This is a genomic window from Psychroserpens sp. BH13MA-6 (genome assembly GCF_052983595.1).
This window is the reverse complement of sequence record NZ_JBRJGE010000001.1, coordinates 908,139-922,948: the sequence shown is the minus strand read 5'-3', so window position 1 is coordinate 922,948 and position 14,810 is coordinate 908,139. Positions and strand designations below refer to the sequence as shown.

General features: G+C 36.7%; 16 protein-coding genes and 1 tRNA gene. 3 read left to right on the top strand and 14 right to left on the bottom strand.

Translation table 11 applies throughout. From position 1 onward, the window contains the following. Nucleotides 1–112 precede the first annotated feature (112 nt). From accC to pdxA, 6 genes are all read right to left on the bottom strand, one after another. Nucleotides 113–1,465 (bottom strand): acetyl-CoA carboxylase biotin carboxylase subunit, encoded by a 1,353-nt coding sequence (gene accC, locus ACU8DI_RS04080; protein ID WP_447111460.1) that lies wholly within the window; start codon nucleotides 1,463–1,465, stop codon nucleotides 113–115. A 75-nt stretch (nucleotides 1,466–1,540) separates the two neighbouring features. Next, nucleotides 1,541–2,032 (bottom strand): acetyl-CoA carboxylase biotin carboxyl carrier protein, encoded by a 492-nt coding sequence (gene accB / locus ACU8DI_RS04075; RefSeq protein ID WP_447111459.1) that lies wholly within the window; start codon nucleotides 2,030–2,032, stop codon nucleotides 1,541–1,543. 36 nt (nucleotides 2,033–2,068) lie between these two features. Continuing rightward, nucleotides 2,069–3,064 carry a beta-ketoacyl-ACP synthase III gene (locus tag ACU8DI_RS04070; RefSeq protein WP_447111458.1) on the bottom strand — a complete coding sequence of 332 codons (996 nt, stop codon included), beginning with the start codon at nucleotides 3,062–3,064 and terminating at the stop codon, nucleotides 2,069–2,071. Between the two features lie 179 nt (nucleotides 3,065–3,243). Next, nucleotides 3,244–3,447 (bottom strand): 50S ribosomal protein L32, encoded by a 204-nt coding sequence (rpmF, locus tag ACU8DI_RS04065; protein ID WP_447111457.1) that lies wholly within the window; start codon nucleotides 3,445–3,447, stop codon nucleotides 3,244–3,246. Nucleotides 3,448–3,455: 8 nt separating this feature from the next. Next, entirely contained in the window at nucleotides 3,456–3,998 is a 543-nt protein-coding gene (locus ACU8DI_RS04060) for a YceD family protein (RefSeq protein WP_447111568.1), read from the bottom strand. 72 nt (nucleotides 3,999–4,070) lie between these two features. After that, nucleotides 4,071–5,117 carry a 4-hydroxythreonine-4-phosphate dehydrogenase PdxA gene (gene pdxA / locus ACU8DI_RS04055; protein WP_447111456.1) on the bottom strand — a complete coding sequence of 349 codons (1,047 nt, stop codon included), beginning with the start codon at nucleotides 5,115–5,117 and terminating at the stop codon, nucleotides 4,071–4,073. A gap of 60 nt (nucleotides 5,118–5,177) precedes the next feature. On the opposite strand from pdxA, the gene ACU8DI_RS04050 reads away from it, so the two are divergent. Beyond that, nucleotides 5,178–5,768: a riboflavin synthase gene (locus ACU8DI_RS04050; protein ID WP_447111455.1), complete on the top strand. Its 591-nt coding sequence runs from the start codon at nucleotides 5,178–5,180 to the stop codon at nucleotides 5,766–5,768. Between the two features lie 4 nt (nucleotides 5,769–5,772). On the opposite strand, the gene ACU8DI_RS04045 is transcribed toward ACU8DI_RS04050, so the two are convergent. From ACU8DI_RS04045 to mce, 6 genes are all read right to left on the bottom strand, one after another. Further along, nucleotides 5,773–5,976 carry a PID-CTERM protein-sorting domain-containing protein gene (locus tag ACU8DI_RS04045; RefSeq protein WP_447111454.1) on the bottom strand — a complete coding sequence of 68 codons (204 nt, stop codon included), beginning with the start codon at nucleotides 5,974–5,976 and terminating at the stop codon, nucleotides 5,773–5,775. A gap of 269 nt (nucleotides 5,977–6,245) precedes the next feature. Further along, nucleotides 6,246–6,995: a LytR/AlgR family response regulator transcription factor gene (locus ACU8DI_RS04040; RefSeq protein ID WP_447111453.1), complete on the bottom strand. Its 750-nt coding sequence runs from the start codon at nucleotides 6,993–6,995 to the stop codon at nucleotides 6,246–6,248. A 2-nt stretch (nucleotides 6,996–6,997) separates the two neighbouring features. Further along, the gene (locus ACU8DI_RS04035) at nucleotides 6,998–10,024 is read right to left on the bottom strand and encodes a ligand-binding sensor domain-containing protein (protein ID WP_447111452.1); all 3,027 of its coding nucleotides are present in this window, start codon (nucleotides 10,022–10,024) and stop codon (nucleotides 6,998–7,000) included. A gap of 146 nt (nucleotides 10,025–10,170) precedes the next feature. Then, on the bottom strand, nucleotides 10,171–10,911 hold the full coding sequence (locus tag ACU8DI_RS04030; protein ID WP_447111451.1) for a hypothetical protein: 741 nt from the start codon (nucleotides 10,909–10,911) through the stop codon (nucleotides 10,171–10,173). A 162-nt stretch (nucleotides 10,912–11,073) separates the two neighbouring features. Further along, nucleotides 11,074–11,147 (bottom strand) — tRNA-Ile (locus ACU8DI_RS04025). A gap of 57 nt (nucleotides 11,148–11,204) precedes the next feature. Further along, entirely contained in the window at nucleotides 11,205–11,609 is a 405-nt protein-coding gene (mce, locus tag ACU8DI_RS04020) for a methylmalonyl-CoA epimerase (protein WP_447111450.1), read from the bottom strand. A gap of 180 nt (nucleotides 11,610–11,789) precedes the next feature. On the opposite strand from mce, the gene rbfA reads away from it, so the two are divergent. Continuing rightward, entirely contained in the window at nucleotides 11,790–12,185 is a 396-nt protein-coding gene (gene rbfA, locus ACU8DI_RS04015; protein ID WP_447111449.1) for a 30S ribosome-binding factor RbfA, read from the top strand. Further along, nucleotides 12,186–13,388, top strand: a complete 1,203-nt coding sequence (locus ACU8DI_RS04010) for an ABC transporter permease (RefSeq protein ID WP_447111448.1) — start codon at nucleotides 12,186–12,188, stop codon at nucleotides 13,386–13,388. Here the strand turns inward: ACU8DI_RS04010 and dusB are convergent. Continuing rightward, nucleotides 13,385–14,377 carry a tRNA dihydrouridine synthase DusB gene (dusB, locus tag ACU8DI_RS04005; protein WP_447111567.1) on the bottom strand — a complete coding sequence of 331 codons (993 nt, stop codon included), beginning with the start codon at nucleotides 14,375–14,377 and terminating at the stop codon, nucleotides 13,385–13,387. The two genes, ACU8DI_RS04010 and dusB, sit on opposite strands and share 4 nt — an antisense overlap. A gap of 32 nt (nucleotides 14,378–14,409) precedes the next feature. After that, complete coding sequence (locus ACU8DI_RS04000) at nucleotides 14,410–14,805, bottom strand: DUF4345 domain-containing protein (RefSeq protein ID WP_447111447.1); 396 nt, start codon at nucleotides 14,803–14,805, stop codon at nucleotides 14,410–14,412. Nucleotides 14,806–14,810 lie beyond the last annotated feature (5 nt).

The following is a 14,810-nucleotide window of genomic DNA, read 5'->3' as shown; positions in this document are numbered from 1 at the left end:
GCTCCTCAAAGAGAGCGACTGGTGGCAGCCTGGTGTACTATAGTGTAACGGAAGTACAAACACCCAAATAATCATAAAAAAACTCCGAAACATAAAATTTCGGAGTTCATTGTTAATCTTCTTCTACGGGTTGCATTTCAAAATCCTCCATAAACTTGGTGGTATAATTACCTGCCAAATAATCTGGATGATCCATCAATTGCCTATGAAAAGGAATGGTTGTTTTGATGCCTTCAATCACAAACTCATCTAAGGCACGTTTCATTTTATTGATGGCCTCTTCCCTTGTTTGGGCTGTTGTAATGAGCTTAGCAATCATAGAGTCGTAGTTTGGCGGAATCACATAACCTGCATAAACATGCGTATCCAATCTAACACCATGTCCTCCTGGAGCGTGCAAAGTTGTGATACGTCCTGGTGATGGTCTAAAATCGTTAAATGGATCTTCGGCGTTAATACGACATTCAATAGAATGCAAGTTTGGTGTGTAGTTTTTTCCAGAAATTGGCACACCAGCTGCCACTAATATTTGTTCACGGATCAAATCGAAATCAATCACTTGTTCTGTAATTGGATGTTCTACTTGGATACGTGTGTTCATTTCCATAAAATAGAAATTACGGTGTTTGTCTACCAAGAACTCCACAGTTCCAGCCCCTTCGTATTTAATATACTCTGCTGCTTTTACAGCAGCCTTACCCATTTTATCACGCAAGGCCTTGGTCATAAATGGCGACGGCACTTCTTCGGTTAATTTTTGATGACGACGTTGTACAGAACAGTCACGTTCTGACAAGTGACAAGCTTTACCTGTAGAATCACCTACAATTTGAATTTCGATATGACGTGGTTCCTCGATGAGTTTTTCCATATACATATCGTCATTTCCAAAGGCAGCTTTGGATTCTGTTCTGGCAGACTCCCATGCATTCTGAAGATGTTCAGGTTTCCAAACGGCACGCATACCTTTTCCACCACCACCTGCTGAGGCTTTGAGCATCACAGGATACCCAGTTTCTTCGGCTAGTTTTTTACATTCCTCGAAATCTTCAATAATGCCTTCACTACCAGGAACACAAGGTACACCAGCTGCCAACATCGTGGCTTTTGCATTTGCCTTATCTCCCATACGATCAATCATCTCTGGAGAAGCACCTATAAATTTAATATCGTGCTCTTCACAAATCTTCGAGAACTTCGCGTTTTCTGACAAAAACCCATAACCAGGATGAATAGCGTCTGCGTTTGTAATTTCCGCAGCAGCGATGATATTGGATATTTTAAGATAGGATTCACTACTTGCAGGAGGCCCAATACAAACTGCTTCATCAGCAAACTTGACATGCAAGCTTTCTGCATCAGCTGTTGAATAAACAGCAACCGTTTTGATGCCCATTTCTTTACAAGTTCGAATAACACGCAGTGCTATTTCTCCTCTATTAGCTACTAATATTTTTTTAAACATAACGTCTTAAGATTTAAAATTTCAAATTCCAAACTCCATGATTATAGGAATTATGCTTTGGAACTTTAAATTTGGTTATGAAGGGTCTACTAAAAACAAAGGTTGATCAAACTCAACTGGAGAGGCATCATCTACTAAAATCTTAACGATTTTTCCGGAGACTTCAGATTCAATCTCATTGAAAAGTTTCATTGCCTCAATAACGCAGAGGACATCACCTTCACCTATAGAGCTACCTACCTCAACAAACACAGGTTTGTCTGGAGATGGCTTTCTGTAGAACGTCCCAATAATTGGTGACTTAATGGTAATGTATTTTGAATCTTCGGTAGCTGCTGGAGCAGCTTCGGTAGCGACAGGTGCAGCTGGTGCCGCAGGAGCTGCAGCAGGCATGGCTTGAGCTACTGGAGCATTCATTGGTATCTGTTGAACATAAGTGGTTGAATCCCCTTTGTCATCAGCACCAGTTCTAATAGTGATTTTAACATCATCCATTTCCAATTTAACCTCACTTGCACCTGATTTGGCGACAAATTTGATTAAGTTTTGAATTTCCTTAATATCCATAATTATTAGTCTTATTAATTAGTTAGTTTCAATTGATTAGGAATTGTAAGCCCATGTTAAATAAATAGAGCCCCAAGTAAATCCGCCTCCAAAAGCTGCGAATATAATTTTATCGTCTTTTTTTAGTTGTGATTCATAATCATGCAACAACAATGGCAGCGTAGCAGAGGTGGTGTTTCCATATTTATGGATGTTCATCATCACCTTTGTTGGATCCAATTCTACTCTGTTGGCTGTTGCTTCAATTATGCGCTTGTTTGCTTGATGCGCTGCCAACCAAGCGATATCGTCATTCGTTAATTGATTTCTTTCCATAATGCGTTCAGTCACATCTGCCATATTAAAGACAGCGTTCTTGAATACGGTTCTTCCTTCTTGGAATACATAGTGTTTTCCTTCTTTAAACGTATTTTCATTTATTGGATACGAGGATCCTCCGTAAGTCGCCTGAAGAAATTCACGTCCTTCTCCATTACTTCTTAATAGCTCGTCTTGTAATCCTAAACCTTCTTGGTTGGGCTCAAATAAAACAGCACCTGCGCCATCACCAAAGATGATACAGGTTGCTCTGTCTTTATAATTGATAAATGAAGAGTTTTTATCGGCTCCAATAAGTAAGACGTTTTTATACTTACCTGATTCTATATAGCGTGCAGCGACAGACATTCCGAATAAAAAACTGGAACATGCGGCTTCCAAATCAAAAGAGAAAGCATTGGTTGCACCAATATTCGTTGCTGTATAAGCCGCTGTTGATGCTGCTTTCATATCAGGTGTTGCCGTGGCAACAATAACTAGTTCGATATCTTTTGGATCAATCCCTTTCTTATTGATAAGGTCTTGAGCGGCTTTGATCGCCAAATAAGAAGTTCCTTTGCCGTCTTCCTTTAGTATTCTGCGTTCTTTAATTCCTGTTCGAGCGGTGATCCATTCATCATTAGTATCAACCATAGTCTCTAGAATTTGGTTAGTTAATACATATTCAGGAACATAAGCGCCTACTCCAGTAATTGCAGCTGTGATTTTACTCATATTGTATTTTTAAAATCGTCTCCAAAAAGACAAAAATCGTCAAAAAAAGGTAAAATTTTAATGAATTTACTAAATTTTGAACGAATACGATGCAAATTAAGTCGTTTTTAAGACTTTGAAAAATTAATCATAAAAAAAACGCTCATTGCTGAGCGTTTTATTATATGCGTGCATAATAGTTATGCTAAATTTTCTTCTTTTTCTGAGTTATCAATCAATACTTGACCTCTATAATATAATTTACCTTCATGCCAATGAGCTCTGTGGTAAAGGTGTGCTTCTCCTGTTGTAGGACACGTTGCAATAGTAGGAACTGCTGCTTTGTAATGTGTTCTTCGCTTATCTCTTCTTGTTTTAGAAATCTTTCTTTTAGGATGTGCCATTTTATATGTTATTTATCCGTTAATAGTTTTTTTAATGTATTCCAACGAGGGTCAATCTCCTCTGATGTTTCTTCTTTTTCTTCTAAGCCTTTTGGGCTTAATTCTTCTAGTTTTTTAAGTATGTCTGAGTCCAATGTGCCATCTTCTACTCCAGGATGCACCCGTTTGGCAGGCATAGACAATATGATTAACTCATAAATATATTGAGCAACATTTATTTCGTACTCGCCATGTGGCAATATCACGATATCTTCAAACTCATCATTATATTCATCTCCAAACTTAACAACCAACTTAAACTGGCCATCAACGGCTTGATTATAGGGCTCGTTTGTAAGGTCACAGTTGACATTAACACTTCCAGAAACTTCAAAATGCAACTCCAATAGTGTTGATTTTTTTTCTAAAAGCAATGTTGTCTCTACAGCTACATCATTAAAATCATCATACTCAAAATGTTCAAAGAACTTTTTATCAATCTGATAATCAAAATGGTGCTTTCCAACTTTGAGACCAACATACGGTATCGTAAATTCCTTCAAGGGCTTCATCATCGCATTCATTTTGAGCCTGCAAATATATAAATTTTAATTAATTAAACGAGGGTTATAAACAAAAAATGTTTATATCTTTTTAGGTGCCTTTTTTAAAGGGTTCTTAGAGTATTTTTTATATTCCTTTCTGTTTTTAAAGACTTCGATCGCAGTAAATACCGCTGCCTTGAACGACCCGTTATCTGCGTCTCCTTTACCCGCGATTTCAAAGGCAGTTCCATGGTCTGGCGACGTTCTTACTTTTGTGAGACCAGCCGTGTAGTTAACGCCATGACCAAACGCAATCGTTTTAAAAGGTATTAGGCCTTGGTCGTGATATGCTGCAATGATGGCGTCAAAATTTTTGTAGTTACCCGAACCAAAAAAACTATCGGCTGAGTAGGGACCATATACCATTTTTCCACTTTCCTTAATTTTTTGTAGGGTAGGTCTTAACACCGTATCATCTTCCTCACCTATTACACCGTTGTCTCCAGCGTGTGGGTTAATCCCCAACACGGCAATTTTAGGTTTACTTATGCGGAAATCAGATTTTAAGGAATTGTAAACAGTGTCTACTTTCTCATTAATAAGCTCCGTTGTAATATACTGTGGCACATCTTTTACGGGAACATGATCTGTAAGTAAACCCACTTTCAAAGTTTCAGTGACCATGAACATCAAGCTCTTTCCACCTAATTTTTCTGCTAGATAATCGGTATGTCCCGGGAATTTAAAGCTATCTGATTGAATGTTGTGTTTATGAATTGGCGCTGTCACCAAGACATCAATAACGTCATTTTTTAAGGCTATTGTTGCTGCTTCCAACGATTTTATAGCAAACGCTCCAATGGTTACATCTTCTTCTCCAAAATTTATAGTGACATTGTCTTTCCAAACATTCAGGACGTTTACTTTACCATCCAATATTTGGTCGGTATGATTAATTCCATGGAAATTAATACTGCTTTTAAAATGCTTCTTAACAAAAGACATGGTCTTGATAGATGCAAAAATTACTGGCGTACAAAACTCTAACATTCTGGTGTCTTCAAATGTCTTAATGACAATTTCAGAACCTATGCCATTAAGATCACCAATCGAAATTCCCAATATTATTTTTTTGTCTTTTTCCATTTAGATGTTATCTATTGTCCGTAATTTTATATTTGCAAATTTAACCAATTATTCGACACTATGTTTACAGGAATTATTGAAGATTTTGGCGTTGTCACCAACCTAGTCAAAGATCAAGACAATTTACATATCACTGTTCAAAGCGACATGACTCCAGCATTAAAAATTGATCAAAGTGTTGCGCATAATGGCGTTTGTTTGACTGTGGTAGCCATAGATGGTGAAAATTACACCGTTACTGCTATCCAGGAAACAATACGAAAAACCAATATTAGTGACTTAAAAATTGGTGATATCATAAATTTAGAACGTGCCATGAAACTCGGTGATCGCTTAGACGGTCACATTGTTCAAGGACATGTGGATCAAATAGGGACGTGCGAAAACATTAAAGAAGCCAATGGGAGTTGGTTGTTTACATTTAGCTACGACCAAAGTTTAGGTAATGTAACTATAGAAAAAGGTTCGATAACCGTGAATGGCGTAAGTCTAACCGTTGTCAATTCTGGTAATAACACGTTTAGCGTTGCAATTATACCCTATACTTATGAGCACACAAATTTCAAACAACTTAAAAACAACTCAAAAGTTAATTTAGAGTTTGATGTCTTAGGGAAATATATCAAAAGGTTATATGAAGCTAGACTGTAGTGATCTATTCTTCAGAGGTGTTCTTCAATGCTTTTTTGATTCCTAAGATACTACCTAAAATTAGAGCAATAGTCGTAAAACCATCAATTGGTAATCCAGGTGGTGGTGGTGGCATTGGAGGAGGTGGATCTCCACCTTGAGCAGCACATACAAAACTTATTAACACAAATAAGATAGAGGCTAGCATTTTCTTGTTTTGTATTCTCATTAGGCGTAAATGTATAAAAAAAAAGGTCTCAACAAAATTTTATAGCAAAAAAACATCCATAAAACGCAAAAAAAATCGACCAAATACCGATTGTAGGGGTTTTTGCGTTAAATAAATACTAAAACCAAATATATGCTTTTTTATGATATTCTAAAGAAAAAGTCAAAATTTTTAGTTTTAAATAATTGTTATGTTGCGTTTTACAGCTATACATACGTAACTTTTTTCAATGCGGTTTTAAAAAATAATAAATGACATTGCACTTTTATTTAGCGATGCATTTGGTCTAGGACCTCAATAACCTCCGTCTTTTTTCGAACAGAGACTGGAACGTTTTCTCCATTTTTAAGCATTAAGTAACCGCCATCCGTTTTTATAAAGGCGCTGATGCATTGCATATTAACCAAATGACTTTGATGCACTCTAATAAATCCACAAGGTTTTAAAAGGTCTGCAAAATACTTTAGTGTTTTAGTCACAAAAATCTTTTGACCGTTCTCCAAATAAAACATCGTGTTGTTGCTATCGGATTCACAACGCACAATATCATCTAAACTGACAATGATAATTTTATCAAGCGTATGTAAAGAAATTTTATCTGGTTTTTTTTCAGGTGCTGACAAAGTCTCCTTGAGAATTTCCAAGCGTTCCTTAGATGGTTGAATATGTTGCTTAGCCCTTTCAATCGCCGTTGATAATTCTTCATTTGAATAGGGCTTGAGTACATAATCAATAGCTGCAAATTTGAAAGCTTTAATCGCAAATTCATCACTAGCAGTGACAAATATAATCTTGGACTTTAGGTTTGGAAAAATCTCGAGAATATCAAAACCAGTACCATCACCTAACATGATATCCAAAAAAAGAATGTCTGGCTGAGTCTTTCTCAAGAGTTTTGCCGCCTCTACCACACTTTGTGCCGTATCAATGACGTTAATATCTGGATGCTGCTGCTTGATATCACTTTTTAAAAGTGCCAAGGCATCCTTCATGTCTTCTATTATAATTGCTGTCAACATATTTAATAATCGGTTTCTAATGGCAATTGAAATGATATCCTTGTACCACCTATAGTGCCATCCTCATTCTTTATTTCTGAAATTTTTAAAGCGCCTTTTCCTGAAATAGATTCAAGTCGTTCTTTGGTAACCGTAAGTGCCATTGACTGATGATCTGTTTTTTGTTTTTGCTCTTGTGATTTAAAGATTCCTACACCATTATCAATAATGGTTACGTGCAAAAAGTTAGATGCTTCTTTAAAATGCAAGGTCAGTTCACCATCTCGAGGACTATTTAAAATGCCATGTCTTATCGCGTTCTCAACAAACGGTTGTATGAGCATAGGTGGTACCAAAAGTTCCTCTGGATCAATTTGAGAATCTAATACGATGTCATAAGAAAATGAACGTTCTGACATGAGTTGCTCAACTTCAATGTAATGCTTTAAAGTGCTAATCTCTTGATCTAGACTTATAAGGTCTTTTCTAGAATTCACGAGTGTTTCCCGAAGTAAGGTTGCAAAACTATTAACTGTTTTATTCATTTTGTCGGGTTTTGACAAAGCCATCGCTTTAATTCCATTAAGGACATTAAAAATAAAATGAGGATTCATTTGCAGTCGCAAAGCTTTTTGTTCTAATGATAATAAATGGTTTTCTAATTTTAACCGCTCTTTTTCCTTGGCGTTTTTCCTTTTAAGCCTTTTAACGTATTGAAATACCAAGAAAGCAATAAAAAGACTAACCATGGCAATGATCACCCATTGAAACCATGGTTTTTTATACATAGGTGGTTCAATGTAAAATGAGAAGCTTATAGCATCACTTTGCTTCCACCTATAGTTTCTGGATTGTACCATAAAGTTATAAGCACCAAAATTAAGCTCTGCAAAATCTTGTGTTTCGTTAGTCGTCCATGGACTCCATTCATTGTTATTTAATTTGTAACGATATTCTACGCCATTGGGATGATCTAAATCTATCGTCTTATAGGAAAAGCTAATTTGTGTTTGTTCAGGAGGTAATTTTAAAACTTTGTCATTATTAGTCCAGGTCCCTAAGTTCAGGGAGTCTAAACTCTTATAGGCTACTTTTACATCCTCTAAATACAGTTCTGGTTTTTTCGTGTCTTGTGTGCTCTCCATTGGTCGATATTCAGTAAGACCATACAACGCGCCAAACCATAAATGACCTTTATTGTCTTTATCAACGGCATTTAAACAGGTTTCCATTCCTAAAAAACCGTCATTTCTTCCGAAGAAAAAAGCGTCCTTAATGATGTTGTCCTTATCGAGTTCTAACTTATCAACACCACGTTCTGTACCAACCCATAAATAGCCTTGGTTATCAAAAATGAGCTGATAGATATTTTCAGAAGTTGTTTTTTTAATACCTGTCAGTTTTTTAAAGTTGGAAAATTCATCATCTCTAGACCACCAAATACCTTTTCCAGCGGTACCAAGGAACACCGAGTTTTTATCGAACAGTATGGTATTAATTGGAGTGCTTTGATTCAACACATTCCCTAAATGCGTAATGTCGTTGTTTTTTAAATATCCTAAATGTCCATTCTGTGTCGAATACCAGAGTCTTCCTGTTGGATCTTTCACCATATCTTTTATGAATAAATCTTGAATTCCGTCTACTTTGGCATAGATCTTTTTAATCGTCAAGCTATCCGTTTTTGGGTTATAGTTAAATTTTACAATACCACTTGAGTAGGTGGCCGCATAAATAGCATCTTTATCTACATGAATTTTTCTAATCCAATCATAAGGAAAGCCATTTTCAGTATTTAATACTTTTGAGACAAACACTTCCTTGGGCAATTTCGACTTCCTGTTTTTTAGTGTATCAACCACAAGAGAGTCTTTAATATAGCTTCCGTGGAATAATAATCCGCGACCATCAGAACCAGCCCATAAGTTTCCTTTTTGATCAGAGGTGATGGTTTTTATTTTTACCTCGGAAAACGTTTGAGGTATGTCTATATCATGAACGCCAAAATTATCAATCCGCATCAGTCCGCTTTCAGAATTGGAAATCCAAATAGCATTGTTATCATGATGAACCGCATACACGCGATTGCCATTGAGTCCTGTTTCTGTATCAAAATGCTTAAAATTATTCTGAAAATACTTGTACAATCCACCACCTGAAGTTCCTATCCATATATTAGATTGCCGATCCTGAAATATTTGTCTAACGTTTGGTACTGAAAGTCCGTTAGCACTATTTAAAAAGAACATGTCGTTATATGACTCTGTATTCAAAACCGAAATACCCTGACTATCTGTAGCAAGCCACAACTCATCACTATTTAAAAGGGTCGTACTATTAATTCGTAAGGGCTCACGTAATAGCAATTGATCATCAAAACTAGAAGAATCAAAAATGATAGTTCCATCGTCAAACGTCGATGCAAAGATTTTTTGGTTCACTCCTAATAATGCTGTAAAATCATTCCGTTCAAGCTTTTCAAGCGTATTCGCTTTATCTTTTAGACTTTTGAAACGCCATAAACCATCTTGGCTCGCTATCCAATACTGTTGGTCGTAAAACATAAAATCCTTGATAGATATGTCATCGAGTTCTGAGTTCAGTTTAATTTTTTCTGCGGAAAAAGCCTTGTTGACTAAGAATATCCCATTTACTGTTAGGGCATATAAATTTCCTTGTACCACACATAGTTTGTTCACTTCTGGCAAATCGATATGCTCAAACCGGTTGTTTTTCAATTTTACCGAAACCCCTAATTGTGAACCTATATATAAAGTATTGTTATTAATGACCAGAGACGAAATATAATTAGATGCTAAACCATGAGTTTCATTAAACACCTTAAACTCGGTACCGTCAAAACGCGCTAAACCACCACCTTGAGTTCCAACCCACAGGTATCCTTTCTCGTCCTGGACAATTGCATAAACCTGTGATTGCGGCAAACCATCTTCGAGGGTATAGGCGCGTAATTGTTTGTTTTGGGTGAACGCTAAGCACAATATTCCGAAGAAAAAAGAAAGAAGAAGATATGTGGTTTTATTTTTCAACACAATTTATTTATGGTATTGCAACTTACAATTTTGAACGCATTTTATAAGGTTGAAGTATCTACAATTTTTATGAATGTCAAAAAGCGCTGCACTCCATAAGAAGGTACAGCGCTCAAAACATGAATTACAACATCAACTCATTATTAATTATCCAATTCGCAGGTAAACGCATAGCTTTCTTTATCTGACTTTACTTTTTCCAAAGCAACCAGTGTAGAGGTTTGCATGAGTTTATTATTCTTAAAAACGATAAACGAAGTGGTTTTTTCATCATTACAAGGTTCACCTTTGGTACTGCAAAGACTAATCACATCAACGCCGTAGGTATTGGCTTCTCTATCAATGAGATTGACTAAATCATGTGATAAATCTTCCGACTTTACAAATATCTTGTCAAGTTCTACGCCATTTCTTACAGCTCGAAGTTGGAAACGTTTGTATCCTTTATAATCTTTACCAGCCTCTCCAAATACAAATTTTATCTCAGGATTGATCTGACTGACCATGGTTTTTTGAGAGATGAGTCCTCCCCAGATCCAACCCACTTGCGGACCCATTTTTATTTTATAGAATCTGCTAGTCACGCCATTAATGGTTTGAGGATTTTCGCTTTTTGCCAATAATCTTACACGAGTTCCAATAGTAATGGTCGTTAATTTTTCACAGTGCACAGAGGCACAATCACGTAATGCCACATCATCTGCCATTAAATATTGTGTGGCTTTAGTAGCAGAGTTCGTGTACACATCAAATTCAACTTCTTTTGATTGTCCGTAGATATCTGAAGCGATTAAGAATACGGCTACTACCAATATGCTTTGGAAGATTCTCGCCATGGTGTTTTGATTTTTTTCAAGTGTTTGGGTGTTCTTTAAAGTTTTCATAGTATTCTGTTTTAATGGGTTTATACTTATTTGATACTTCAAAGATAGCTGGAGACTCCAGTGAAATTTGGACGCTTTTAGTATTCGTAGGGAATGGATTAGAATTCGTTCTAACCATAAAAAAAGCCTCACATTGCTGTGAAGCTTTAGTCTTATTAAAAGTGGTCCCACTTGGGCTCGAACCAAGGACCACCTGATTATGAGTCAGGTGCTCTAACCAACTGAGCTATGGGACCAATAAGGCTGCAATATTACTACATATTTTAATACTCTACAAGAAATTTACAGCAATATTATCCGTCGATATCTTGACATAACTCAATGAGAACGCCATTTGTCGCTTTGGGATGTAAAAATGCAATCAACTTATTATCTGCCCCTTTTTTGGGTGTCTCATGAATCATTGTAAATCCTTCGTCTGTTAATCGTTTGATTTCAGCTTTAATATCGCTTACCGCAAAGGCTATATGGTGAATGCCTTCGCCCTTTTTTTCAATAAACTTGGCTATCGGACTCTCCTCCGAAGTTGCCTGCAAAAGTTCAATCTTATTTGGACCCGATTTAAAAAAAGAGGTCATGACACCTTCACTTTCAACGGCTTCTATTTTATAATGTGGTTTACCAAAAAGTGCAGCAAATAGTTCATTTGACGCTTCCAGATCTTTAACGGCTATTCCAATATGCTCTATTTTCTTCATGTTATTTCGATTCATTTTCCGAAGAATTGTCGGAAATCATAGGATAAGGTATGGATTTTGTTATCAAAAATAAAATATTCATCTAATATCAGCTACTTTTGCAGATGATATTAAATAATAAGTATAAAGTCGTTATATTGAAATGAATACTGATGATGAAAACGGCTTAAATTTTTGATTATGGAAGAAACACAAAGACAAAAAAAAATAGGAGGTATCCTCCAGCAGGATTTAGCAGAAGTATTACAAAAGGCCGCAACCGATGGTGGCCTGAGAGGTGTTATTATCTCGGTAAGCAAGGTGAATGTAACCACCGATTTATCAATTGCTAAAGTATACCTGAGCATTTTTCCCAACAAGGATGGAAAAGAGCTACTCAAAGGGATTCGATCTAATACGCCTTTAATTCGTCACGAATTAGCACAGCGCACCAAAAACCAACTTCGTCGTATGCCAAATTTGGAATTTTTTATTGATGACTCCCTAGAATATATTGAAGGCATAGAAAAATCACTTAAAGGCGAAGACAATCCTATTAAAAACGAAACGCTATTAGATAAACGCAAAAAGAAATAGGTGAACGTTGCCCTCTACATAGCCAAACGCTATCTGTTTTCCAAGAGTAGTAATAACTCCATAAACATCATGACGCTTATTGCGGCTTCGGGCACTGTTATTGCCTCTGCTGCTTTGTTTATTGTCCTTTCAGGTTTTGCTGGTCTTAAAAATTTTAGTCTTGAATTTTCTTCATTTGTAGATCCCGATTTAAAAATAGCACCTTTAAAGGGTAAATCATTTACCCTGTCTGAAGAAGAATCTTTAGCCATCAACAACATTTCGGATATTGCTTCCTATTCTAAAACAATTGAGGAACGTGTGATTCTAGAGTTTGACAACAAGCGTCAAATCGTGACGATGAAAGGGGTAGATGAAAATTTCACAAAAGTCACGGCCATTGATTCTATGGTTTACTACGGAAATTGGCTCGAACACGGCACCGATCAAATCGTTACTGGTGGTGGTATTGCCAACAAATTATCCTTTGGTGTTCTAGACCTTACGCGACATCAAAAAATTTATGTACCTAAGCCTGGAAAGGGGCAAATAACCTCTGTAAAAGGGGCTTTCAATTCCATCAATGCCTATAATATTGGACTCTTAGATGTGAATGAAGATATTAATAACGAATATCTTTTCGCTGACATCGAAACCGCACGTTACTTACTGAACTACAACAATGATCAAATATCTTCCATAGAGTTAAAATTAAAAGTGAATGCTGATGAAGCTCAAGTGAAAACCAACTTAAAAGCCATCTTTGGAGATACGGTCATCATAAAAGACAGAACCCAACTCAATGATGCGCTTTACAAGATGCTAAACACCGAAAATGTAGCAGTATATCTTATTTTCACATTAGTAATTATCATCGCGCTTTTTAATGTGGTAGGCGCTTTAATCATGATGATTCTAGACAAAAAGGAGTCATTGAATACCTTATTTAATCTAGGTGCCACTACTAAAGAAATTCGACGAATTTTCTTTCTTCAGGGGAGTTTAATGACTGTTTTATCTGGAACGATAGGGTTGCTATTAGGTTTTGTGCTTGTTTTTCTTCAGAAACAATTTGAATTCATCATGCTTACGCGATCGTTACCGTATCCAGTCGCGTTAAAACCTATCAATTTTATGATTGTCATTGTTACGATTTTCGTTCTGGGAATTCTAGCATCAAAACTAGCCTCACAGCGCATTACAAAAGCATTGGTTAAGTCTTAAGCAAATTGGTAATCTTTGAATTTTTCCAATACCTCATCAAAGGCAGCAAATACATCTTTGGAATCATCACTAGTCACCATTTTCATGCGATACTCCTTGAAGTTAGGAATCCCTTTGAAGTAATTGGTATAATGGCGACGTGTTTCAAATACTCCTAGCTTTTCACCTTTCCAATCAATAGACATCTGAAGGTGTCTTCTAGCCGCATCTACGCGTTCAGACATGGTAATTGGCGCTAGGTGTTCTCCTGTTTCAAAAAAATGCTTGACTTGTTTAAAAAACCATGGGTTTCCGATGGTAGCTCTTCCTATCATACAGCCGTCTAAGCCAAAGCTATCGCGCATCAGCATGGCCTTTTCAGGTGAGTCTACATCGCCATTTCCAAATACAGGAATATGCATTCTTGGATTATTCTTTACAGCAGCGATGGGTTTCCAGTCGGCTTCACCTTTATACATTTGGGCACGTGTTCTACCGTGAATTGAAATGGCTTGACAACCAACATCCTGAAGACGTTCCGCAACCTCCACAATTTTGATAGAATCGTGATCCCAACCAAGTCTCGTTTTTACAGTCACTGGCAAGTTGGTGCGCTTGACCATTTCCGCAGTAAGGCTTTCCATCAAACAAACGTCCTTGAGAATTCCTGCACCTGCGCCTTTACTAACCACCTTTTTTACAGGACAACCAAAATTGATGTCAATAATATCAGGATTAGATTTTTCAACGATATCAATGGTTTGAAGCATACTCTCCATATTGGCACCAAAAATCTGGATGCCAACAGGACGCTCTTTTTCATAAATATCTAACTTCATAACACTTTTAGCTGCATTACGAATTAGACCTTCACTTGAGACAAATTCCGTGTAAACAACATCAGCACCTTGCTCCTTGCATAGGGCTCGAAACGGTGGGTCACTAACATCTTCCATCGGTGCCAAAAGCAATGGGAAATCAGGAAGCTCTATATCGCCAATTTTTACCAAACTCAATTTATTTTTTGCAAAATTACAGCTTTTTAAATTCTATTCAAGTGTCGACTGTTTAAAACCCACAAACCATAAATGCCCAAGAACAATTCGGCAACCGTTCCGAAGAGATATCCAGAGGAAGGTAGCCCATCTAATAATAAGCTTAACAGTCTGCCCAACCCAAGACCAAGCATAAAAACCATATTCGTGATGATGGCTGTTTTGAGATAATGAGGTTTTACAATCCCTAAAGCCCAAATCATTGAAAAGCCCAAATACAATCCCATAATGGCTTTGTGAAAGTTATACTCGTCCATGGTCTTAGGGAATAATTCAAATTGCAAATCTGGAAAGAACCCATATAGAAACGCCACAGGTATGACAATGACCAATGAAATTATCAAATGGATTTTTGTGATGATATCATTCTTAGTAATAAGCATCGTGT

Excerpts from the sequence above, each read along its gene's own strand:
- ACU8DI_RS04040 (WP_447111453.1), bottom strand. The coding sequence starts at position 6,995 with ATGTTGACAGCAATTATAATAGAAGACATGAAGGATGCCTTGGCACTT.
- ACU8DI_RS04030 (WP_447111451.1), bottom strand. The coding sequence starts at position 10,911 with ATGAAAACTTTAAAGAACACCCAAACACTTGAAAAAAATCAAAACACC.
- ACU8DI_RS04000 (WP_447111447.1), bottom strand. The coding sequence starts at position 14,805 with ATGCTTATTACTAAGAATGATATCATCACAAAAATCCATTTGATAATT.
- accC (WP_447111460.1), bottom strand. The coding sequence starts at position 1,465 with ATGTTTAAAAAAATATTAGTAGCTAATAGAGGAGAAATAGCACTGCGT.
- ACU8DI_RS04050 (WP_447111455.1), top strand. The coding sequence starts at position 5,178 with ATGTTTACAGGAATTATTGAAGATTTTGGCGTTGTCACCAACCTAGTC.
- ACU8DI_RS04045 (WP_447111454.1), bottom strand. The coding sequence starts at position 5,976 with ATGAGAATACAAAACAAGAAAATGCTAGCCTCTATCTTATTTGTGTTA.
- ACU8DI_RS04060 (WP_447111568.1), bottom strand. The coding sequence starts at position 3,998 with ATGAAGCCCTTGAAGGAATTTACGATACCGTATGTTGGTCTCAAAGTT.
- rpmF (WP_447111457.1), bottom strand. The coding sequence starts at position 3,447 with ATGGCACATCCTAAAAGAAAGATTTCTAAAACAAGAAGAGATAAGCGA.
- rbfA (WP_447111449.1), top strand. The coding sequence starts at position 11,790 with ATGGAAGAAACACAAAGACAAAAAAAAATAGGAGGTATCCTCCAGCAG.
- pdxA (WP_447111456.1), bottom strand. The coding sequence starts at position 5,117 with ATGGAAAAAGACAAAAAAATAATATTGGGAATTTCGATTGGTGATCTT.
- ACU8DI_RS04070 (WP_447111458.1), bottom strand. The coding sequence starts at position 3,064 with ATGAGTAAAATCACAGCTGCAATTACTGGAGTAGGCGCTTATGTTCCT.
- mce (WP_447111450.1), bottom strand. The coding sequence starts at position 11,609 with ATGAAGAAAATAGAGCATATTGGAATAGCCGTTAAAGATCTGGAAGCG.
- accB (WP_447111459.1), bottom strand. The coding sequence starts at position 2,032 with ATGGATATTAAGGAAATTCAAAACTTAATCAAATTTGTCGCCAAATCA.